The sequence below is a fragment of the Pseudomonas sp. FP215 genome, assembly GCF_030687795.1.
In the GTDB taxonomy this organism is placed as follows: domain Bacteria; phylum Pseudomonadota; class Gammaproteobacteria; order Pseudomonadales; family Pseudomonadaceae; genus Aquipseudomonas; species Aquipseudomonas salmasensis.
The window spans coordinates 6,320,059-6,340,005 of sequence record NZ_CP117447.1 but is presented as its reverse complement, the minus strand read 5'-3'; the positions used below and the strand labels follow the sequence as shown (position 1 = coordinate 6,340,005).

Annotated in this window: 19 protein-coding genes; 11 read left to right on the top strand and 8 right to left on the bottom strand. The window is 61.2% G+C overall.

Features of this window, described 5'->3' with window-relative positions; translation table 11 throughout:
* Nucleotide 1: 1 nt before the first annotated feature.
* Nucleotides 2–2,356 carry a penicillin acylase family protein gene (locus PSH76_RS28870; protein ID WP_305493319.1) on the bottom strand — a complete coding sequence of 785 codons (2,355 nt, stop codon included), beginning with the start codon at nucleotides 2,354–2,356 and terminating at the stop codon, nucleotides 2–4.
* A gap of 26 nt (nucleotides 2,357–2,382) precedes the next feature.
* Entirely contained in the window at nucleotides 2,383–2,958 is a 576-nt protein-coding gene (locus tag PSH76_RS28865; RefSeq protein ID WP_032894642.1) for a DUF6436 domain-containing protein, read from the bottom strand.
* 98 nt (nucleotides 2,959–3,056) lie between these two features.
* Here PSH76_RS28865 and PSH76_RS28860 point away from each other — a divergent pair, with 98 nt between their 5' ends.
* Nucleotides 3,057–3,998, top strand: coding sequence for an alpha/beta hydrolase (locus tag PSH76_RS28860; protein WP_098950095.1), 942 nt, complete (start codon nucleotides 3,057–3,059; stop codon nucleotides 3,996–3,998).
* A gap of 86 nt (nucleotides 3,999–4,084) precedes the next feature.
* On the opposite strand, the gene PSH76_RS28855 is transcribed toward PSH76_RS28860, so the two are convergent.
* On the bottom strand, nucleotides 4,085–4,837 hold the full coding sequence (locus tag PSH76_RS28855) for a DUF2059 domain-containing protein (RefSeq protein WP_056783130.1): 753 nt from the start codon (nucleotides 4,835–4,837) through the stop codon (nucleotides 4,085–4,087).
* A 131-nt stretch (nucleotides 4,838–4,968) separates the two neighbouring features.
* Here PSH76_RS28855 and PSH76_RS28850 point away from each other — a divergent pair, with 131 nt between their 5' ends.
* A complete protein-coding gene (locus PSH76_RS28850; protein WP_003195222.1) occupies nucleotides 4,969–5,601 on the top strand; it encodes a 2OG-Fe(II) oxygenase in 633 nt (210 codons plus the stop codon).
* 2 nt (nucleotides 5,602–5,603) lie between these two features.
* A complete protein-coding gene (locus tag PSH76_RS28845) occupies nucleotides 5,604–6,086 on the top strand; it encodes a DUF523 domain-containing protein (protein WP_278918345.1) in 483 nt (160 codons plus the stop codon).
* A 486-nt stretch (nucleotides 6,087–6,572) separates the two neighbouring features.
* Here the strand turns inward: PSH76_RS28845 and PSH76_RS28840 are convergent, their stop codons facing one another.
* Nucleotides 6,573–7,046: a transporter substrate-binding domain-containing protein gene (locus PSH76_RS28840; RefSeq protein ID WP_032894645.1), complete on the bottom strand. Its 474-nt coding sequence runs from the start codon at nucleotides 7,044–7,046 to the stop codon at nucleotides 6,573–6,575.
* Nucleotides 7,047–7,180: 134 nt separating this feature from the next.
* Between PSH76_RS28840 and PSH76_RS28835 the strand changes: the two genes are divergently transcribed.
* Nucleotides 7,181–7,621: a DUF4399 domain-containing protein gene (locus tag PSH76_RS28835; protein WP_044269662.1), complete on the top strand. Its 441-nt coding sequence runs from the start codon at nucleotides 7,181–7,183 to the stop codon at nucleotides 7,619–7,621.
* Between the two features lie 136 nt (nucleotides 7,622–7,757).
* Here the strand turns inward: PSH76_RS28835 and serA are convergent, their stop codons facing one another.
* Nucleotides 7,758–8,987 (bottom strand): phosphoglycerate dehydrogenase, encoded by a 1,230-nt coding sequence (serA, locus tag PSH76_RS28830; RefSeq protein WP_003195214.1) that lies wholly within the window; start codon nucleotides 8,985–8,987, stop codon nucleotides 7,758–7,760.
* Between the two features lie 205 nt (nucleotides 8,988–9,192).
* Between serA and PSH76_RS28825 the strand changes: the two genes are divergently transcribed.
* From PSH76_RS28825 to PSH76_RS28810, 4 genes are all read left to right on the top strand, one after another.
* On the top strand, nucleotides 9,193–10,587 hold the full coding sequence (locus PSH76_RS28825) for an FAD-binding oxidoreductase (RefSeq protein ID WP_305493318.1): 1,395 nt from the start codon (nucleotides 9,193–9,195) through the stop codon (nucleotides 10,585–10,587).
* A 22-nt stretch (nucleotides 10,588–10,609) separates the two neighbouring features.
* Nucleotides 10,610–11,275 (top strand): fumarylacetoacetate hydrolase family protein, encoded by a 666-nt coding sequence (locus tag PSH76_RS28820; protein WP_305493317.1) that lies wholly within the window; start codon nucleotides 10,610–10,612, stop codon nucleotides 11,273–11,275.
* A gap of 247 nt (nucleotides 11,276–11,522) precedes the next feature.
* Complete coding sequence (locus PSH76_RS28815; protein ID WP_032894651.1) at nucleotides 11,523–12,446, top strand: SdiA-regulated domain-containing protein; 924 nt, start codon at nucleotides 11,523–11,525, stop codon at nucleotides 12,444–12,446.
* A 121-nt stretch (nucleotides 12,447–12,567) separates the two neighbouring features.
* A complete protein-coding gene (locus tag PSH76_RS28810) occupies nucleotides 12,568–13,476 on the top strand; it encodes an SdiA-regulated domain-containing protein (protein ID WP_305493316.1) in 909 nt (302 codons plus the stop codon).
* On the opposite strand, the gene PSH76_RS28805 is transcribed toward PSH76_RS28810, so the two are convergent.
* On the bottom strand, nucleotides 13,477–15,423 hold the full coding sequence (locus tag PSH76_RS28805) for an autotransporter domain-containing protein (RefSeq protein ID WP_305493315.1): 1,947 nt from the start codon (nucleotides 15,421–15,423) through the stop codon (nucleotides 13,477–13,479). It lies immediately after the preceding gene.
* A 348-nt stretch (nucleotides 15,424–15,771) separates the two neighbouring features.
* On the bottom strand, nucleotides 15,772–16,443 hold the full coding sequence (rpiA, locus tag PSH76_RS28800) for a ribose-5-phosphate isomerase RpiA (protein WP_003195201.1): 672 nt from the start codon (nucleotides 16,441–16,443) through the stop codon (nucleotides 15,772–15,774).
* 138 nt (nucleotides 16,444–16,581) lie between these two features.
* Between rpiA and ilvA the strand changes: the two genes are divergently transcribed.
* A complete protein-coding gene (ilvA, locus tag PSH76_RS28795; protein WP_098950103.1) occupies nucleotides 16,582–18,096 on the top strand; it encodes a threonine ammonia-lyase, biosynthetic in 1,515 nt (504 codons plus the stop codon).
* Between the two features lie 40 nt (nucleotides 18,097–18,136).
* Nucleotides 18,137–18,550: a DUF2269 family protein gene (locus tag PSH76_RS28790; protein ID WP_014720366.1), complete on the top strand. Its 414-nt coding sequence runs from the start codon at nucleotides 18,137–18,139 to the stop codon at nucleotides 18,548–18,550.
* Between the two features lie 105 nt (nucleotides 18,551–18,655).
* Here PSH76_RS28790 and PSH76_RS28785 read toward each other — a convergent pair whose 3' ends face one another.
* Entirely contained in the window at nucleotides 18,656–19,312 is a 657-nt protein-coding gene (locus PSH76_RS28785; RefSeq protein ID WP_305493314.1) for an HAD family phosphatase, read from the bottom strand.
* A 143-nt stretch (nucleotides 19,313–19,455) separates the two neighbouring features.
* On the opposite strand from PSH76_RS28785, the gene PSH76_RS28780 reads away from it, so the two are divergent.
* Nucleotides 19,456–19,935, top strand: a complete 480-nt coding sequence (locus tag PSH76_RS28780; protein WP_305494498.1) for an RNA pyrophosphohydrolase — start codon at nucleotides 19,456–19,458, stop codon at nucleotides 19,933–19,935.
* Nucleotides 19,936–19,947 lie beyond the last annotated feature (12 nt).

Here is a 19,947-nt window from a genome sequence, read left to right as displayed (position 1 = left end):
CTTATCGGGCGGGCAGCAGTTTCAAGGTGCCGCGGGTATTGGCCGTCACTTCCTCGTCACTGAAGTGCGCCTGCTCGTACCTTCCCTCGATATAGCTCTGCGCCTGGTCGCCATAGTGAGTATCAAACGGCACGCCGCTTTGCCCCACCGGGTTAATGGTGAGGGCGTGGGTCGGGTCGGCGAAGTCGATCAGGCGTCGTGTCGACGGGCCGTAGGTCACCGGCCACGGCGCCGGGCCAATCGGGGCGGTCTGGTTGTTTGGCACTTCGTGGCTGCCCGGTGCCGGGAACGGACCGACGTTGAAGATCTTATCCAGCGGCTTTTGCAGGCCCAGCGGGTGGCCGTGGGTCAGGGTGTGCGCCTTGCCCCACTGCCACTGCGCCGGGTCATCGCCGAACGTCGCCTTGAGGTGGGCCAGGCTGTTGTCCCAGGCGAGCTTGACGGTATCGGCGCGGTTGCCGTTCCACCAGGGCGAGTCTGCCGATGCGGCCAGGCGGGGCAAGGCGGCGTCGATCACGCGGGTGCCGAGCAAAGTCTTGAACAAGGCATCGCCCAGTTTGGGGTGAAAGGTCGCGTCGCTGAGGTTGAACAGCAACTGGTTGAACAGCGTGGCACTGGTGGAGTCCAGCGGGTAGTCACCCTTCCAGTTGGCAAGCTGTTCCACCAATTTGAGTTGCGCCGGGTCCTTGACCCCCTCGCGCAGCACCGGCAACAGCGGCGCCAGCAGGCGCGGGCCATAGGCGGTGGTGGTGCCCAGTTGCAGGGCCTGGCTGTTGGTCACATCCCACTTAACGCTTGTGTCGCTCAACTGCGCATTCAACTGCTCGCCACGGTCAGCCAAATTGTAATAGCCGGGGATCGGCATGCCGGTGGGCGATGCCGGCTGGGCATTGGCGGACACCACGTAGCCGCGCGGCGGGTTTTCTTCCTGGGGGTTGGCACTGAAGGGGTAGAAACCCAGCTTGTCGGCTTGGGCGGTACTGCCGTCGAGGACGAACGCCGGGTTGACGCCAGCCGGGCGGATCGGCAACTGCGCCGCCGCCCACCAGCCGATATCGCCCTTGGCATTGGCCCACACGATGTTCAGGCCCGGCGCCGAGACCTTCGCGGCCGCGGCACGCGCCTTGGCCAGGGTATCGGCACGGTTGAGTTGGTAGAAGCCATCGAGGATCGGGTTTTCGCTGTCGAGGAACGCCCACCACATGGCAATCGGCGTGCTACCGGCGTTCTCACCGAGCACGTCGTTGATGATCGGGCCGTGGGGCGAGCGGCGCAGGGTGAGGGTCACCGGCGCCTGGCCCTTGACCTGGATCTGCTGCTCGCTGCTGCTCATGTCCACCCATTGGTCGTGGTACCAGACCTGGTTGGGGTTGTCTGGGTTGACCTTCTCGGCGACCAGGTCGAGGTCGTCGTTCTGGAACATGGTCAGGCTCCAGCCGAAGTCCAGGTTGTGCCCCAGGAACGCCACCGGTACCAGCGCGTTGTGGTAGCCGTACAACTCAAAGCCTGGCGCCGACAACTGCGCTTCGTACCACACCGAAGGCACCGAAAAACGGATATGCGGATCACCCGCCAGCAATGGCTTGCCGCTTTGGGTATGGCTGCCGCTGACGGCCCAGGCATTGCTGCCTTCGAACTGCGGAAGGCCGTTGTCGGACAGGGCCTGTTCGCTCAGGGCGGCGATGGCGCCAAGGGTCTGCCAATCGCTGGCCGCCAGGTTGAGAGCGCCCTTGGGTTGCCAGTCCAGATCAAAGACCTTCAAGTAGTCGCTGCCCAGCCGGTCGCGCACATAGGTGAGCACCGGTTCGGTGCGAAAGGCCGCGGCAAAGCTGTAGGCCATGTACCCGGCGACGCTGATGCTGTCTTCGGCGGTAAACGGTCGCTTGGCGATGCCCAGCACATCGAACTCCATGGGGCTGGCGTGGCTGTCCTGATACTGGTTGATCCCGTCCAGGTAGGCTTGCAGGGCTTTGGACGAGGCTGAGTCAGGGTCCATGTGCTCCACGTAGCTCAAGGCACGCTCGCGAATGCGCAGGCTGCGAAACAGTTTGTCGGTTTCCAGCAGCTTGGGCCCCAGCACCTCGGCCAGCTCGCCACGGGCCAGGCGCCGCATGATCTCCATCTGGAACAGGCGGTCCTGGGCATGCACGTAGCCCAGGGCGCGGTACAGGTCGGCTTCGTTTTCGGCGCGGATATGCGGTACACCACGGTCGTCGTAGCGCACCGTGACCGAGCCTTGCAGGTGCGCCAGCGTCACCGTGCCCTGGCGCGTAGGTTGTTTGCTGTAGACGTACCAACCGGCGCCCAGGGCGACCAGCACAATCAGCACCGCAAAAACCTGCAAGACGCGCTTCATGAACATTCCTTACCAGAGTGGGCGGACTACAGATCCTTAGGCCACGAACAATAGCAGCCTACCGCGAGAGTGTGAGTGGCATTCACCTCGCGTCCGGCTCCAAGGGCCTTGAGGATCGGCTCGATAAAACTGTTGCTGGCGTTGCACGTGAGGCCTTCGCTGTAGGGGCCGAAATACGCCAGCTTGCCGGTGCGATCCCAAATGCCCACGGCCGGGCTGGCGGGGATCTGGTCCGCGCCGGGCAGGGCATCAAGGACTTTCAGGTGGCGCAGGTTCTCGGGCAACTGGCCGTGGCTGCCGGGTTTTTGCAGGGCATAGAACTCCACCCCCTGGGGCGCGTACTGCTCGATCAATTCGCCCAGGTGTTGCTGGTTACCCACATTGCACGGGCAGGCCGGGTCCCAGAAGTGCACCAGACGAATCGGGCCAGGGCCGCTGAGCGCGGCGGGCAGTTGCAGCGCATCGCCGGAAAATACCGCCGTGTGTTCGCTGAAGGCGCGCAGGTAGCGGCCCTGGAACCAGTCATACGCAGCCCACAGCACCCCCGCGCAGATAACCAGGATCAGGCTGGCGAACAGGGCATTACGGTAGGGCGGTCGCATTGGATGTATCCTCGCAGGTCGCGTAGCTTGCCATGCTTGTCCTGACAGATGAATATCGCAGCTCGATATTCATCTCCACCGCAAGTCTGGAAGCCTTTATGCCCGTCACCTTTGACCCTGATCATCTGCGCGAAAGCTTGCGCCCCCTGGTGGATGCGCAGCCGCTGTCAGCCGAGGCGAGGGTTTACCAGCGTTTCTACGGGCTCGACCTGGCCGCACGCCAGGTGCCGGCAGTGAGCCGCCTGGGGCGTTTTGAGGTGGATGGGTTTGAGGTGGTGGCCCAGGTCTGGTGGCCGCCGGCGCCGGTGGCGACGATGTTCCTGTTCCACGGGTTCTACGATCACATGGGGCTGTATCGCCACGTGGTGGAGTGGGCACTGGACCAGGGCTTCGTGGTGATCGCCTGCGACCTGCCGGGCCATGGCTTGTCCAGCGGCGCACGCGCCAGCATCGATGACTTTGCGGTGTACCAGAGCGTGGTGCAGGCGTTGTTCGTCGAGGCCAAGGCGCTGCAATTGCCGCAACCTTGGCACCTGTTCGGGCAAAGCACCGGCGGCGCCATTGTGGTGGACCACCTGCTCAACCACGGCGCCCAAAGCCCAGCCCAGGGCAAGACCTTCCTGCTGTCGCCATTGGTGCGGCCGCGTGCCTGGGGTTGGTCGCAGGTCAGCTATTACCTGCTGCGCCCGTTCGTCAAAGGCATAGCCCGGCGTTTCAGCGATAACTCCAACGACCCGGCGTTCAAGCCGTTCCTTGAAGCCGACCCGCTACAGCCTCGCCAACTGCCTACCGCCTGGGTGGGGGCGCTGGCGCGCTGGATCAAACGCATCGAAGCCGCACCGCGCAGCCCCCGGCGCCCGGTGATCGTGCAGGGTGAGGAAGATATGACGGTGGATTGGCAGCATAATCTGCAGGTGTTGCGGGGTAAGTTCGATCAGCCTGAGGTGTTGATGCTCAAGCGGGGTCGGCATCACTTGGCCAATGAAATTGCGCAGATTCGCGATGAGTACTTCAGTTTTCTCACCCACCACCTGAAATAACGCAATCCAAATGTGGGAGCTGGCTTGCCTGCGATAGCGGTGTAACTGACAGATCGCAATCGCAGGCAAGCCAGCTCCCACAGGGTTTACTGCGCAAGGCTTGAGGTGCTTTGGCCGACCGCAAGCCCTGCGCGAATGGCTGCAAGGGCGGCCTGGTAATACGCCTTGCCCTGCGGCGACTCGGCAAAGGTGGCGAATTCTTCCAGCTCCGGGTCGGACAAATCCCGGTAGACATACAGCAAGGTGTTGTTCAAATCCTTGTCGATCTGCTGCATCAGCCGCTCGCGCTGGCCATTCAACATGCCTTGCGCCTGACCGCCGCCGAGCAGGCCGGGGATCATCTGGCTCAAGCTGTCGGCCGCTACGCCCGCAATCGCCAGGCTGACCTCGGCACCGGCCTCGCGGGCGGGCAGGGCCTGGGCCAGGTGGCCGATGATCAGGCTGCGGGTGGCATCGGCTTCGAGTTTGGGCAGGCCCTGAGCGTTTTTCGCCAGTTGGTCGCGGCGCGTGGCCAGCAACTCGGCGGCGACGATCTTGCGGCCCAGGGGCGATTGGAAAAACGCCAGGGCAGGTTTCGGGTCGGGCAAGTGCTTGCGCAGTTGCGCCTCGGCACGCTGGTCCATGGCCTGGGCGGCAAAGCGTTTATTGCTGTTGTCCACCAGCGCCTGGTACACCACTGGCGGCAGGCTATTGCGGTAGCGCTGCTGGGCGGCACTGAGGGCGTCATTGAAGTGCGCACGTTGTTCGGCCCAGCCGGCGACCTTGTACAACTGGTCATGGCCGTCTGCCCAGGCGGGCAAAACGCAGAACATCAACACAGAAAAAAACAAACGACGCATAAGGACTCCTGTCAGTCGGCCACTATTGTCCGTGTCGGGCGTAGGATTTGTCGAGAAGTCCTATCAGTCACCTGACTAAAGTGTATTCGGACGCTCAACGGCGCTGTCGGATTTCCAGGCGTATGGATACTATGCGCGCCATGCAAATACCCCTCGATCACCCGCTGCTGCAACGCATCGTCGACGACCTGGCCGAAAAAGGCTGGTCGCAGCAAAATGGCTTCCTGCCCCAGGCTCTGACCCTGGAGCTGGCGGCTGAGTGCCGTAAACGTGCGGCGCAGGGTGAACTGGCACCGGCGGCGGTAGGGCGTGGGCCGGCCCAGGAGATTCGCGAAGGCATTCGCGGTGACCATATCCAGTGGCTGGAGGAGGGTGACGCGCCTATCTGCGATACCTACATGGGCGTGATGGACGGCCTGCGCCTGGCGATGAATCGCAGCCTGTTCCTGGGCCTGGAAGATTTCGAAAGCCACTTTGCGATGTACCCGCCGGGGGCGTTTTACCTCAAGCATGTGGACCGTTTTCGCGACGACGACCGGCGCATGGTCTCGGCGGTGATCTACTTGAACGACGCCTGGCTGCCCGAGCATGGCGGCCAACTGCGCATGTACCTCAAGGGCGGTGTCGAATACGACGTGGTGCCCACCGGGGGGTGCCTGGTGGTATTCCTGTCGGGCGAGGTGCCCCACGAAGTCCTGCCCGCTACGCGCGAACGCCTGTCCCTGACGGGCTGGTTTCGCCGGCGGGGCAACGAGCCGTTTTAAGCATGGAAAAGATTCTGGTCAGTCGCTGCCTGCTCGGGCACAAGGTACGCTATGACGGCGGGGCCAGCGGCCCATTCGACCAACTGGCGGCGTGGCAAGCTGAAGGCCGCGTGGTTGCCATCTGCCCGGAAGTGGCGGGCGGCTTGCCCACACCGCGCCCGCCGGCCGAAATCCCAGGCGGGCAGGGCATCGACGTGTGGGAAGGCCGCGCCCAGGTGCTGACCGCCGAGGGTGAGGACTTTAGCAACGCCTTCCTCGACGGCGCCCGCCAAGCCTTGGCGTTGGTGCAACGCCATCACATCCGCATCGCCATTCTCAAGGCCAACAGCCCGTCCTGCGGCAACCTGTTGACCTATGACGGCACCTTCAGTGGGGTGAAGGTCAGTGGCGAAGGCGTCACGGCAGCGCTGCTCAAGCGCCATGGTGTGCAGGTGTTCAGTGAGCTGCAGTTGCCTGAGGCGGCGGTGGCTCTCACGCAGCTTTAGAAACTTGCATAGATCAAATGTGGGAGCTGGCTTGCCTGCGATGACGGCCTGCCAGGCGACACAGTTGGATTGGGTGTATATCCATTGCTGCGGTAACGGCCACTTAGGGTTCCGCCCTGACGGCGGGTCACTTTGGAAAAGCCCCAAAGTAACCAAAGGGCTCTTGCCCCACCACTCGGCACCTCGCTTGGGCTCGGTGTGCCCGAACGCAGGCTTGAATCCGTGGGCCGCCGCCACGCGCCATCCATGGCGCGGGGCGGCTAACCCGGCGTCCTGCCGGGTTACCCACGAATTCAAGCCTGCGTTCGGCCAGCGTGGTTTAACGGGGCGCCTAAGATCAAGAGCAAGATCAAGAGCGGCTCGCTTCGCATCGTGGTTGCCGTCGACTGCTACAGAGTTGTGTAGATATCTATGCTGCGATAGCGGTGTATCAACAGCTTATGCGTAGCTGACAGATCGCTATCGCAGGCAAGCCAGCTCCCACATTTACTGCATCTCGAACCACTTCTTTGTCAGCGCCTTCAGCCGGCCATCGTCCTTCAGCCGCTTCAACGCCCCATTCAAACTGCTTTTGAACGCCGGGTTGCCCTTCTGAAACGGGATCGCCAATTGCGGCTTCTGGTGATAAGCCTCACTGAAATCGAAACGATCCTCAAGCTCGGCAGTCATAGCGATATGGTTAATGGCCACGTCGTACTTGCCGGTTTCCACGCCGGATAGCAGGTCGGCGTTATCGGTGGTGATAAACGAGGAGCGCACTTCCATTTCCTTGGCCAGCAGTTCACCCAGCTCCACTTCAAAGCCGGCGAGTTTGTCGCCCTCTTTGAAATTGTACGGCGGGGTGTTGGCTTCCAGGGCGATGCGCAGTTCACCGCGATCGTTGACGTCGTCAATCAGTTCGGCATGGGCCAAGGGGCTCAGAAGAGTAAGCAACAGCAACAGGCCAGGCGAAAAGCGCATGGTCACTCCTAAAGAATTCGTACAGGCGAGGCGCCGTTCAGCAACGTTTTGTTATGGTGTCGGGTGCCTTGGACCGCAATTTATCGCGAAGTTGTCATAACCCTACAGATTTCACCGAAAAACTGGAGAAGCGAATGAAAGCCCTTTTGTCCCGTGCAACGATTGCCAGCCTTTTGCTGGGTACCTCGCTGTTGGCCAGCGCCGCAGACCTTCCTCGTACGCCTGCACCCGAAGGCGCCGAAGTGTTTATTGTCTCGCCGCAAGATGGCGCCACCGTAGGCCAAACCTTCACCGTCAAATTCGGGGTCAAGAAGCTGGACCTGGAGCCGATCGACAAGCAAGTGCCTAACGCCGGTCACCACCACCTGCTGGTAGACCAGGAAGTGGGGGCGCTCAACGCCAATGAGGCGATCCCGGCCACGCCTACCTCGATTCACTTCGGCAAGGCGCAAACCGAAACCGAGCTGACCCTGACGCCAGGCAAGCACACCCTGCAACTGGTGGCCGGCGACAACGTGCATCGCCAGTTCGAACCCACTGTTGCATCGAAAGTGATCACTGTTAACGTCAAATAAAAAAACGGGAGCCCTTTGCGGGGCTCCCGTTTTTTATTGGTAGGAGCGAGCTTGCTCGCGAAAATCCCAAGGGCGCCGCGTTTAAACAGGTTAAACGCGTCATCGTTGACGTTCTTCGCGAGCAAGCTCGCTGCTACTAGAACAACACGCGGCTACGAATCGTGCCGTTGATGTGCTGCAGCTTTTCTTGCGCCAGGTCCGAGTACTCGGCGTCGACGTCGATTACCACGTAGCCGACCTTCTCGTTGGTCTGCAGGAACTGACCGGAGATGTTGATGCCGTTTTCCGCGAAGACCTTGTTGATCTCCATCATCACGCCAGGGATGTTCTGGTGGATGTGCAGCAGGCGGTGCTTGCCCGGGTGAGCCGGTAGGGCCACTTCCGGGAAGTTGACCGACGATACCGAAGTACCGTTGTCGCTGTACTTGACCAGTTTTTCCGAGACTTCCAGGCCGATGTTGGCTTGGGCTTCAGCGGTGGAGCCGCCGATGTGCGGGGTCAGGATCACGTTGTCCAGGCCACGCAGCGGGCTTTCGAAGATGTCATCGTTGGAGCGTGGCTCCACCGGGAACACGTCGATGGCAGCGCCGATCAGGTGCTTGTCCTTGATCGCGTCGGCCAGGGCGTCCAGCTCGACCACGGTGCCGCGTGCGGCGTTGATCAGGATCCCGCCTTTCTTGATGGCGCGGATTTCCTTCTCACCGATCATCCACTGAGTCTCGGCCGTTTCCGGAACGTGCAGGGTGACGATGTCGGACATGCCCAGCAGCTCGGTCAGGCTGGCCACCTGGGTGGCGTTGCCCAATGGCAGCTTGGTCAGGGTGTCGTAGAAGAACACCTGCATGCCCAGGCCTTCAGCCAACACCGACAATTGCGTGCCGATCGAGCCGTAGCCGACGATACCCAGCTTCTTGCCGCGGATTTCGAAGGAGTTGGCCGCGCTCTTGATCCAGCCGCCACGGTGGCAGGAAGCGTTCTTCTCAGGGATACCGCGCAGCAGCAGGATGGCCTCGGCCAGCACCAGCTCCGCAACGGAACGGGTGTTGGAGTACGGTGCGTTGAACACCGCGATGCCGCGCTCGCGCGCTGCATTGAGGTCGACCTGGTTGGTGCCGATGCAGAAACAGCCGACAGCCACGAGTTTCTTGGCGTGGTCGAAGATCTCTTCGGTCAGCTGAGTGCGGGAGCGAATGCCGATAAAGTGCGCGTCGGCGATCTTTTCCTTGAGCTGGGCTTCCGGCAGAGAACTGGTGATGTACTCAATGCTGGTGTACCCGGCGGCTTTCAGAACGTCGACAGCCGATGGGTGGACGCCTTCCAGAAGAAGGAACTTGATCTTGCTCTTATCGAGAGAAGTCTTGCTCATCTGCGTAAACCTGTATCCCGGAGAAAATTGGCAGGGAGTCGAGCAGCGCAAGCTGACCCGGACGGCAGGAAAGCCGTCACCGCAGAAACGCCCTTTGGGTCTGTCCTGCGGGGGCGGTATGCTAGCATACGCACCCCGCTAAACACCTATTCCTGCGACGTGAAGCGTTCTCAGGATGACCATGAATTGTTCGAGAGTTCTGTCGATGACCCATCCTGCCCTGATTGATGAGCTAAAGACCCTGGTTGAGCCCGGCAAAGTGCTGACCGACGCCGACTCCCTGGAGGCTTACGGCAAGGATTGGACCAAGCACTTCGCCCCCGCACCTACCGCCATCGTGTTCCCCAAGACCACCGAGCAGGTGCAGGCCATCGTACGCTGGGCCAATGAGCGCAAGGTGGCGCTGGTGCCATCGGGTGGGCGCACGGGCTTGTCGGCGGCTGCCGTTGCCGCCAATGGCGAAGTGGTGGTGTCGTTCGACTATATGAACCAGATCCTCGACGTGAACCTCACCGACCGCACCGCCGTGTGCCAGCCGGGTGTGGTCACCAAGCAGTTGCAGAACGTCGCTGAAGAAAACGGCCTGTATTACCCGGTGGACTTCGCCTCGTCCGGTTCCAGTCAGATTGGCGGCAATATCGGCACCAATGCTGGCGGGATCAAAGTAATTCGCTACGGCATGACCCGCAACTGGGTGGCCGGCATGAAGGTCGTCACCGGCAAAGGTGATGTGCTGGAGCTGAACCGCGACCTGATCAAGAACGCCACCGGCTACGACATGCGCCAGCTGTTTATCGGCGCCGAGGGCACCCTGGGCTTTGTGGTCGAAGCCACGATGCGCCTGGACCGTGCGCCGAAAAACCTCACGGCGATGGTACTCGGCACGACTGATTTCGACTCGATCATGCCGGTGCTGCATGCCTTCCAGAGCAAGCTGGACCTGACCGCCTTCGAGTTCTTCTCCGACAAGGCCCTGGCCAAAGTCCTCGGCCGTGGCGACGTGCCGGCACCGTTCGAAACCGAGTGCCCGTTCTACGCCCTGCTGGAATTCGAAGCCACCACCGAAGAAGTCGCCAACCACGCCCTGGAAACCTTCGAGCATTGCGTGGAACAGGGCTGGGTGCTGGATGGCGTGATGAGCCAGAGCGAAACCCAACTGCACAACCTGTGGAAGCTGCGCGAGTACATCTCCGAAACCATTTCCCACTGGACGCCGTACAAGAACGATATCTCGGTGACCGTTTCGAAAGTGCCGGCCTTCCTGAGCGAAATTGACGCGATCGTCGGCGAACACTACCCGGATTTCGAAATCGTCTGGTTCGGCCATATCGGTGACGGCAACCTGCACTTGAACATCCTCAAGCCGGAAAACCTGAGCAAAGACGAGTTCTTTGCCAAGTGCGCCACCGTGAACAAGTGGGTGTTCGAGACCGTCGCCAAGTACAACGGCTCGATCTCCGCCGAGCATGGCGTGGGCATGACCAAGCGCGATTACCTGACCTACAGCCGTTCACCGGTTGAAATCGAATACATGAAAGCCGTCAAAGCCGTGTTCGACCCTAACGGGATCATGAACCCCGGCAAGATCTTCGCTGTTTAATCGCACCTGAAGGAGTCGTTCCATGAGCTACCAGCACAAGTATGTCGACGGCACCAACATCCACTTCCCGGTGGGCAAAGTGGTGTGCATCGGGCGCAACTACGCCGAACACGCCAAGGAACTGGACAACCCGGTGCCTACCGAGCCGCTGTTGTTCATCAAGCCGGGCAGCTGCGTGGTGCCGTTGGAAGGCGGTTTTGCCATTCCGACCGAACGCGGTTCGGTGCACTACGAAGCGGAAATCGCCGTGTTGATCGGCAAGCCTTTGTCCGCCAAGCCGAGCCGGGAAGAAGTGCTGGACGCCATCTCCGGCTTCGCCCCGGCCCTGGACCTGACCCTGCGCGACAAGCAGGCCGAGCTCAAAGCCAAGGGCTTGCCGTGGGAAATCGCCAAGTCGTTCGATGGCGCGGCGGTGATTGCGCCCTTCGTGGTCAGCAGTACCTTTGCGGACGTGACCGATATCGGCATTCGCCTGAGCATCAACGGCGAAGTGCGCCAGGACGGCAGCAGCGCGCAGATGCTCAACCCGATTGTGCCGATGATCCAGTACATGGCGGGTTGCTTCTCCCTGCAAGCGGGCGACGTGATCCTGACCGGCACCCCGGCGGGTGTAGGCCCGTTGAATGTGGGGGATGAAGTGGTGCTTGAGCTGGCGGGTGTGAACCGCTTCGAAAGTGTCGTGCGCTAAGTAGCAGACAAACTGCGATCAAACTGTGGGAGCGGGCTTGCTCGCGAATGCGCGGTGTCAGTCAATGCATCAACGACTGGACCACCGCATTCGCGAGCAAGCCCGCTCCCACATTGGCTCTTCATTACATCCTGAATCCTTGCTTTTGCATTTTTTTCACACGCCACCCGGATAATTCCCCGCTCTTGCGCGCAGGTCCTTGAATCCTGTGCTATCCCCTACAGCTGACTTTCCGGAAAAGCGCTCAATGGTCGTGCCTCTGCCCACTTCGAAAACCTCGCTTCGCTCTCGCTTGTCCATGCGCTGGTATTCCTGGGTATTTTTGGCCGGTGCCATTTTGTATGGCATCGCCTGGGCCATGCACTGGGACGATCGCGGTGTGCTGTGGGTGCTGGAGCGTTTCGAGAGTTCGGCTGAGCGCCGCGAAAGTGTGTGGCTACCGGACTATCACGCGGTGATCGACGCCAAGTTGCTGCCCGGTATGGAGAAGGATGAGGCTTCGGACCTGTCCTACAACCCCCAGACCAAAACCCTGTTTTCGGTGATGGGCAAGAACCCCTTCCTGGTCGAGCTGAGCCTGCAAGGCGATGTGCTGCGCAAGATGCCGCTCAACGGCTGGAACAACCCGGAAGGCGTGGCGGTGATGGAAAACGGCTTGATGGCCGTGGTCGATGAGCGCGATCACAGCCTGACCGTGGTCAAGGTGGACGCCAGCACCACCGCGCTGAACAAGGCCGATTTTCCCAGTCATGACCTGGGCCCGTCCAAAGACCAGAACAAAGCCTTTGAAGCCGTCACCTGGGACAAGCGCAACCAGCAGCTGGTGCTGGGCGAAGAGCGCCCGCCGGCCTTGTTCACCTGGAAAAGCGATGGCAACACGCTGACTGGCGACAAGCAAAAACTGGCCAGCACCGAACTGGATGTGCGCAACCTCTCGGCTTTGTCCATCGACCCACGTACCGGGCATCTGCTGGTCATGTCGGCCGATTCCCACCTGCTGCTGGAGCTGGATGAAACCGGCGAACAGGTCAGCTTCATGACCTTGCTCGGCGGTTTCAACGGCCTCAAGGACACGATCCCGCGTGCCGAAGGCGTGACCATGGACGAGAGCGGCAATCTGTACATGGTCAGTGAGCCAAACCTGTTCTATCGTTTTGAAAAGCAGAAATAACTGACGAATTACGTCAGACTTTTCTTTATAAACGGCATTAGCCAGACAGTCCGGTGCGTTTAAGTTTAAATTCAGGTGACCTTGATATCTATTCGCCAGTTTTTTCTCTGAGCCCGCCCCGATGCGTCGACTTGCCCGCCCCAAACCTGCTGTTTTTATCCTGCTGTTGCTCGCCCTGGTCGCTGCCGGGCTGGTTGCACAGCAGTTCCGTCTGTTCGAACGCGCCTGGTTCAACTGGCGGGTGTGGTACCAGCCGGCTGATGAGCGTGCCATTGGCTTGGCGGATTACCGCGTCACCCTCGAAGGCCGGGTGATCGAAGGGCTCGACGATGATGTCTCGGCTCTGACCTACGACCCCGTGCGCAAAAGCCTGTTTACCGTCACCAATAAAAACGCCGAACTGGTCGAGCTGTCCCTGGAGGGCAAGATCCTGCGGCGCATTCCCTTGGTGGGCTTTGGCGATGCCGAGGCGGTGGAATTTATCAGCGACAACATCTACGTCCTCAGCGATGAGCGCCAGCAGCGCTTGATCAAGGTGCATGTGGATGACGACACCACGTTCCTCGACGCCGCCGATGCGGAGCAAATGACCCTGGGCGTGCACGTCGGCGGCAACAAGGGCTTTGAAGGGTTGGCCTACGATTCGGTGGGCAAGCGCCTGTTCGTGGCCAAGGAGCGCGACCCCATGCTGATCTACGAGGTGCATGGGTTTCCCCATTTCAAGCCAGAAAAAACCTACTCGGTGCATGTAATCAACAACCCCAAGCGCGATGCCGGGCTGTTTGTGCGCGACCTGTCGAGCCTGCAATACGACGAGCGCAGCGGCCATCTGTTGGCGCTGTCGGATGAGTCTTTTCTGGTCTTGGAGCTGGATATCGATGGTCGCCCTCTAAGCAGTTTGTCGTTGCTTAAAGGGCGCCATGGCCTGAGCAAGCGTGTGCCCCAGGCCGAAGGGATCGCCATGGATGACGACGGCACGCTGTACATGGTCAGCGAGCCCAACCTGTTTTACGTGTTCAAGAAGCCTTGATCAGAACATCCATTGCACGCCCAGCGAATAACCGGTCTGGCTGCCTTCAGCATGCCCCAGGCGACCATTGACCTCGGCAAACACGCCCAACTGTGGGGTGATCGCCAGTTGGCTGCCCAGTTGTGCACGAGCAAAGCTCTTGTCCACTGAGCCCAGCCTGGCGGTGCGGGCCTGGCCATCGGCGCGTGCAGTGAGTTGCAGGTCGTCCAGGCGGCCATCGGCCAATTCCTTGACCCAGGCGATGTCGCCGTAGGGCATCAGGTTCAGACCATAGGGCAGGGCAACCGCGCCGCGCACGCGCCAGCCGAGGCTGGCTTCCAGGGAGTCGAAAGACTGCTCTTCGTATTCCAGGGCTGTGCGCAGGTTCTGCTTTTCGTGGAACTTGTCGATGCGGTAATGGCTGTAGTCCAGGCCGGCGAACGGCCCGCTCTTGATCGCGCCAAAGTCAAAGTCATAGCCACCCAGCACCCGTGCGCCCAGCGCCAGAGCATCGGTGTCGCCCGTCAGTTGCTGGTTGAGCAGGATCGGCCCGCCATTGGCCTGGATGACCAGGTTGCGCTTGGAATCGAAGCGCGTGTGGCCCACGCTCAGGTCACCGGCCAGCCAGCTTGGCCCGCCATCGTTGAGCAGCGCATAGACGGCTGCCTGCCAGGTGTCGCTGTCGAGCTTGCCGCGATGCTCCAGTTTGTCGCGCCCATTGAGGTAGCTGAGGCTGGCGCCGATATTCAGGCTTGAAGTCAGTTGGTAGTCGCCGAGGGCATGCAGCCCCAGACGCCGGGCTTCGGGGTTGGGGGCGCTGTCAAAGCCGCTGTCCGGGTTGTATTCGCCATCCACGCCGATCTCGCCATCAAAGCTGCCGACGTCGCGGCTGGCCGCTTGCAGGGTCAGCCAGCGGCGATCATGCAGGCGCACCAGGGCCTGATGCTGGCGCTGCAGGTTGTCTTGCATATTGCGCGCAACGGCGCCGCCAGAGGCGGTCGAGGCCATCAGGTCGGCGTTGGTCAATTCCAGCACCAGGCGGCTGAGCAGGCGTGAATAGTCACGCAGGCGTTGGTCGATGCGTGCCTGGCCGAATGCATCGGTCAGCACGGCTTTGTTGTCTTCGGTGGGGTCGTGCCAGGTCGAGCCGCCGGGGATTTTCGGGTTGTCGGTCTGGGTGTAGCCATCCAGGTCGCCCAGTTCCCAGTTGGTAGCCTCTATATAAAGGATCGGGACATTCAGCGGTTCGAACGCCTCACCATCGCTGCAGCAGCCAGTGCCCTTCGGGTACTGCGGGTCGAGGCCGGGGTTGCTGAACAGCGGGATGTTCAACTCCTTGGCGATCTGGAAGGTGTGCTCGCGCAAGGAGGCCAAGGCCGGGTTGGCGGTGCTGTTCTGGCCGGCGTGGGCGTACATCATGTCGCCGGTGATCAGGCTGTCGAGGTTGATCATCGCGAGCATGTTGGCGCGCTGGCTGGCGCTGAGTGAGTCGACAAAGGCCCGCGAGCCGCGCAGGCCTTCTTCTTCGGCGCCGAAGCCGACGATTTGCAGGCCATTTTCCAGTGACAGGCCGCCGAGGTTCTTCGCCACCTCAGTCAACACGCTGGCGCCGGAACCGTTGTCATCCAGGCCTTGCAGGGTCGGGCGGCCGAAGTACGTATCGAAATGCGCGCCAATCACCACGTACTGGGGCTTGGTGCCAGCGGCAGAGGCCACCACGTTTTGCGAAGCCCGGCTGCCGTTGTTCCAGGTGAAGTCCTGGCGGCTGAGGCTATAGGTGTTGCCCATCTGGCTCTGCATCCAGTCGGCTGCCCCGGCAAAATTGGCCGTGCCGCGATAACGGCCAGGGTAGTCGTTGATCAGTTTTTCCAGGGTGGTGTTGGCGTGCTGGCCGTAATCATAGGCTTGGCTATGGGTGGGCAGCAGGGCACCGGCAACGCTGATGGCGAGGGCTAGAGGCTTTATCACAAGGTCTTCCTTGAGGTGAGGGGGACGTTCAAGCCCAGACCCTTTGCACAATGCGCGCCTCATTCCATGGGCGGCTGCGAATTGGCGCATTGTTAAACGCGTGGGTCGCGTGGCTGTAATTTGTATCCGATTGGATACCAGGCGGGGCAGGGGATGCCGTGACAGAGCGCACGGTTTTGGCGAGGAGTGCTGCGAAAAGTAGCGTTTTTGTTACATCGCTCTAGCGCCGAGCGCCTAACAAATGTGGGAGCGGGCTTGCTCGCGAATGCGGTGTGTCAGTAACAAAAATAGTGACTGACACACCGCATTCGCGAGCAAGCCCGCTCCCACATTTAGCCCGGTTTGTTCTTAGGCCTTGAGGGTTTTCACGCCTTCCGGGGTGCCCAGCAGCAACACATCCGCCGGGCGCGCGGCGAACAGGCCGTTGGTGACCACGCCCACGATGGCGTTGATCTGCGTCTCCAGCTCCACCGGGTTGGTGATCTGCATATTGAACACGTCGAGGATGATGTTGCCGTTGTCGGTCAACACGCCTTCGCGGTACACCGGGTCGCCGCCTAGTTTCACCAGCTCGCGGGCCACGTGGCTGCGGGCCATGGGGATGACTTCCACCGGCAGTGGGAACGTGCCCAGCACGGGGACCAGCTTGCTCGCGTCGGCGATGCAGATGAAGGTCTTGGCCACGGCCGCGACAATCTTCTCGCGGGTCAGGGCCGCGCCGCCGCCTTTGATCAGGTTCAGGTGCTCGTCGCTTTCATCGGCGCCGTCGACGTAGAACTCCAGGTCGCTTACGGTGTTGAGCTCGTACACCGGGATGCCATGGCCCTTGAGGCGGGCAGCGGTGGCTTCGGAACTGGCCACGGCGCCGTCGAACGCGCCCTTGTGCTGGGCCAGTGCGTCGATAAAGCAGTTGGCGGTGGAGCCGGTGCCGACACCGACGATGCTCTTGTCGTCGAGTTTAGGAAGGATTAAATCGACAGCGGCCTGGGCCACTGCCTGTTTGAGTTGATCCTGGGTCATGCGGGCTCCGGAACGGGCGGGGAATTAACGAGGGCGGCGAGTATAACCCAACAAAACCTCGGGATTCGTGTGGTCGCCCGGCCAAACGCTGGGTTAGACTCCTTGGCCCTGCCCAACCCGTGAAGTAGATGCCTGCCGATGCTTGAACACTACGTCAAAAAAATCCTCACCTCGCGCGTTTACGACATCGCCGTGGAAACCCCCTTGCAGACTGCCCGCCAGCTCTCCGAGCGGCTGGGTAACAAGATTTGGCTCAAGCGCGAAGACTTGCAGCCGGTGTTCTCGTTCAAGATTCGCGGCGCCTACAACAAGCTCACCCAGCTCAGCGCCGAAGAACGTGCGCGCGGTGTCGTCACCGCGTCGGCCGGCAACCATGCCCAGGGCCTGGCCCTGGCGGCCAGGGTGCTGGGGGTGAAAGCCACCATCGTGATGCCCAAGACCACCCCAGAGATCAAGGTCGAAGGCGTGCGCTCCCGTGGCGGCAAAGTGGTGCTGCACGGTGACTCCTTCCCGGAAGCCCTGGCCTACTCGCTCAAGCTGGTCGACGAAAAAGGCTACGTCTACATCCACCCCTACGATGATCCGCACACCATTGCCGGGCAGGGCACCGTGGCGATGGAAATCCTGCGCCAGCACCCAGGGCCGCTGGACGCGATTTTCGTACCGGTGGGCGGCGGCGGCCTGATCGCCGGGATTGCGGCGTATGTGAAATACCTGCGCCCGGAGATCAAGATCATCGGCGTGGAACCGGACGACTCCAACTGCCTGCAAGCTGCCATGGCGGCGGGCGAGCGCGTGGTATTGCCCACCGTTGGCATCTTCGCCGACGGCGTGGCGGTGGCGCAGATCGGTCAGCACACCTTCGACATTTGCAAAGACTACGTGGATGAAGTGATCACCGTCAGCACCGATGAAATCTGTGCGGCGATCAAGGACATCTACGACGATACCCGCTCCATCACCGAGCCGGCCGGCGCGCTGGGCGTGGCCGGGATCAAAAAGTACGTCGAGACCCGTGGCGTCAGCGGCCAGACCTTTGTCGCCATCGACTCGGGCGCCAACGTCAACTTCGACCGTTTGCGCCACGTGGCCGAGCGCGCCGAACTGGGTGAGGGTCGTGAAGCCATCATCGCGGTGACCATCCCCGAGCGGCCGGGCAGCTTCAAGGCCTTCTGCGAAGCGGTGGGCAAGCGCCAGATCACCGAATTCAATTACCGCTACCACTCCGGCAGCGAAGCGCACATCTTCGTCGGCGTGCAGACCCACCCTGAGAACGACCCGCGCAGCGCGTTGGTGGCCAGCCTGACCAGCCAGGGTTTCCCGGTGCTGGACCTTACCGAGAACGAACTGGCCAAGTTGCACATTCGCCATATGGTTGGCGGGCATGCGGCCAAAGTCAGCGACGAGCTGGTGTTTCGCTTCGAATTCCCGGAGCGGCCGGGGGCGTTGTTCAACTTCCTCCACAAGCTCGGCGGGCGCTGGAACATCTCGATGTTCCACTACCGCAACCACGGCGCGGCAGACGGCCGTGTGGTTGCCGGGCTGCAAGTACCGGCGGACGAGCGCCACCTGGTGCCTGCCGCGTTGGCGCAAATCGGCTACCCGTACTGGGATGAAAGCGAAAACCCGGCTTACCAGCTGTTCCTCGGTTGAGCGACTACGCTGACTGAGCGGCCTATAAGGAATAGAGACCATGGAAACGCTGACCACCCTCAAGGTGATCCACATCACCGCCACCGTATTGCTGCTGCTCAGCGGCCTGGGTCTGGCGGTATTGGCGTGGCGTAAACGCAGCGCCGGCCCGGCCGCGACCGTGCAGCGCCCCTGGGCATTTGTATGGCTGCTGATGGGCATTTGCCTGGTCAGCATGCCGTTCACCGGCTGGTGGCTGGTGCACCTGCTCGGCTGGCCATTGGGGCAAACCTGGATCTTGGGCTCCAGCATCCTCTACACCGTGGCGGCACTGGCGTGGTTCTGGCTGGTGGCACGGCTCAATCGGCTGCGCAAGGGCGAGGGCGGGAGCCTGAATTTCACCTTGGTGCTGGCGGTGGTCAGCCTGGTGGGGTTTGTGGCGATTGCAGGGCTTATGGGTGCCAAGCCTGTTTGAAACCGCGTCGCCTTCATCGCAGGCAAGCCAGCTCCCACACTTGACCGGATTCCAACATGAGAACAGGGTCAAAATGAGGGAGCTGGCTTGCCTGCGATAGCGTTGTCAGCCGCGCAGTGTAATCACCGGCCAGTCACGCTTTTCAGCCTCAGCGCGCAAATTCGGATCCGGATCCACTGCCACCGGATGCGTCACCTGCTCCAGCAGCGGCAAATCATTCATCGAATCGCTGTAGAAATAGCTGTCTTCCAGGCTATAACCGGTTTCTTCCAGCCAACGGTTCAAGCGCGTCACCTTGCCCTCGCGAAAGCACGGCACATCGGTGCTGCGCCCGGTGTAGCGGCCATCCACCATTTCGCACTCGGTGGCGATCAGGGTTTCGACGCCCAGGCGTGCGGCAATCGGCGCGGTGACGAAGCGGTTGGTGGCGGTGATGATCACCAGCTTGTCGCCGGCGGCGCGGTGCTTGGCCAGCAGCTCGACGGCCTTGGGGAGCAGGATGGGCTCGATGCAGTCGCGCATGTAGTCGTTGTGCCACTCGTCCAGCTGGGCCATCTCGGTGCGGCCGAGGATTTCCAGGCAGAAGTTCAAGTAGGCGGCGTTATCCAGCGTGCCGGCCAGGTAGTCCTGGTAGAACTCATCGTTGCGGGCCTTGTAGGCCACCGGGTCGAGAAAACCGCGTTCACACAGGTAATCGCCCCAGGCGTGATCGCTGTCACCGCCCAGAAGGGTATTGTCCAAGTCGAATAAAGCCAGGCGCATTGCAGTTACTCGCTGAAAAGTCTGTAAAAAGGCGTCCAGAATACGGTCTTTTCACAAGAGTGCACATAAGGTAAGAAGCCTCGTTGCCGCTGGAACAACCTTTGTGGAACAATGCGGCGACATGCGTTTGCGAGGTTGTTGCCGTGATCGACCCCGATGGTTTCCGTCCTAATGTCGGCATTATTCTGACGAATGATGCCGGACAGGTGCTATGGGCTCGCCGAATCAACCAAGATGCCTGGCAGTTTCCTCAAGGTGGAATCAACCCCGACGAAACCCCTGAAGACGCCTTGTACCGTGAGTTGAACGAAGAAGTCGGCCTTGAGCGCGAAGATGTAAAAATTCTGGCCTGTACCCGTGGCTGGTTGCGCTATCGTTTGCCGCAACGCCTGGTGCGTACCCACAGCCAACCGCTGTGCATCGGCCAGAAGCAGAAATGGTTTCTTTTGCGCCTGATCTCCAACGAGCAGCGGGTGCGGATGGATTTGACCGGTAAACCGGAGTTCGATGGCTGGCGCTGGGTCAGCTATTGGTATCCGTTGGGCCAGGTGGTGACATTCAAGCGCGAGGTTTATCGTCGCGCTCTCAAAGAGCTTGCCCCGCGCCTTTTAGCGCGCGACTGACGACGGAGTTCG

Bases quoted from the DNA above. Each gene is read 5' to 3' on its own strand.
- PSH76_RS28825 (WP_305493318.1), top strand. From the start codon at position 9,193: ATGACCCATCCTGCCCTGATTGATGAGCTAAAGACCCTGGTTGAGCCC.
- rpiA (WP_003195201.1), bottom strand. From the start codon at position 16,443: ATGACCCAGGATCAACTCAAACAGGCAGTGGCCCAGGCCGCTGTCGAT.
- ilvA (WP_098950103.1), top strand. From the start codon at position 16,582: ATGCTTGAACACTACGTCAAAAAAATCCTCACCTCGCGCGTTTACGAC.
- PSH76_RS28840 (WP_032894645.1), bottom strand. From the start codon at position 7,046: ATGCGCTTTTCGCCTGGCCTGTTGCTGTTGCTTACTCTTCTGAGCCCC.
- PSH76_RS28835 (WP_044269662.1), top strand. From the start codon at position 7,181: ATGAAAGCCCTTTTGTCCCGTGCAACGATTGCCAGCCTTTTGCTGGGT.
- serA (WP_003195214.1), bottom strand. From the start codon at position 8,987: ATGAGCAAGACTTCTCTCGATAAGAGCAAGATCAAGTTCCTTCTTCTG.
- PSH76_RS28815 (WP_032894651.1), top strand. From the start codon at position 11,523: ATGGTCGTGCCTCTGCCCACTTCGAAAACCTCGCTTCGCTCTCGCTTG.
- PSH76_RS28870 (WP_305493319.1), bottom strand. From the start codon at position 2,356: ATGAAGCGCGTCTTGCAGGTTTTTGCGGTGCTGATTGTGCTGGTCGCC.
- PSH76_RS28855 (WP_056783130.1), bottom strand. From the start codon at position 4,837: ATGCGTCGTTTGTTTTTTTCTGTGTTGATGTTCTGCGTTTTGCCCGCC.
- PSH76_RS28865 (WP_032894642.1), bottom strand. From the start codon at position 2,958: ATGCGACCGCCCTACCGTAATGCCCTGTTCGCCAGCCTGATCCTGGTT.
- PSH76_RS28785 (WP_305493314.1), bottom strand. From the start codon at position 19,312: ATGCGCCTGGCTTTATTCGACTTGGACAATACCCTTCTGGGCGGTGAC.
- PSH76_RS28790 (WP_014720366.1), top strand. From the start codon at position 18,137: ATGGAAACGCTGACCACCCTCAAGGTGATCCACATCACCGCCACCGTA.
- PSH76_RS28810 (WP_305493316.1), top strand. From the start codon at position 12,568: ATGCGTCGACTTGCCCGCCCCAAACCTGCTGTTTTTATCCTGCTGTTG.
- PSH76_RS28850 (WP_003195222.1), top strand. From the start codon at position 4,969: ATGCGCGCCATGCAAATACCCCTCGATCACCCGCTGCTGCAACGCATC.
- PSH76_RS28860 (WP_098950095.1), top strand. From the start codon at position 3,057: ATGCCCGTCACCTTTGACCCTGATCATCTGCGCGAAAGCTTGCGCCCC.
- PSH76_RS28845 (WP_278918345.1), top strand. From the start codon at position 5,604: ATGGAAAAGATTCTGGTCAGTCGCTGCCTGCTCGGGCACAAGGTACGC.
- PSH76_RS28820 (WP_305493317.1), top strand. From the start codon at position 10,610: ATGAGCTACCAGCACAAGTATGTCGACGGCACCAACATCCACTTCCCG.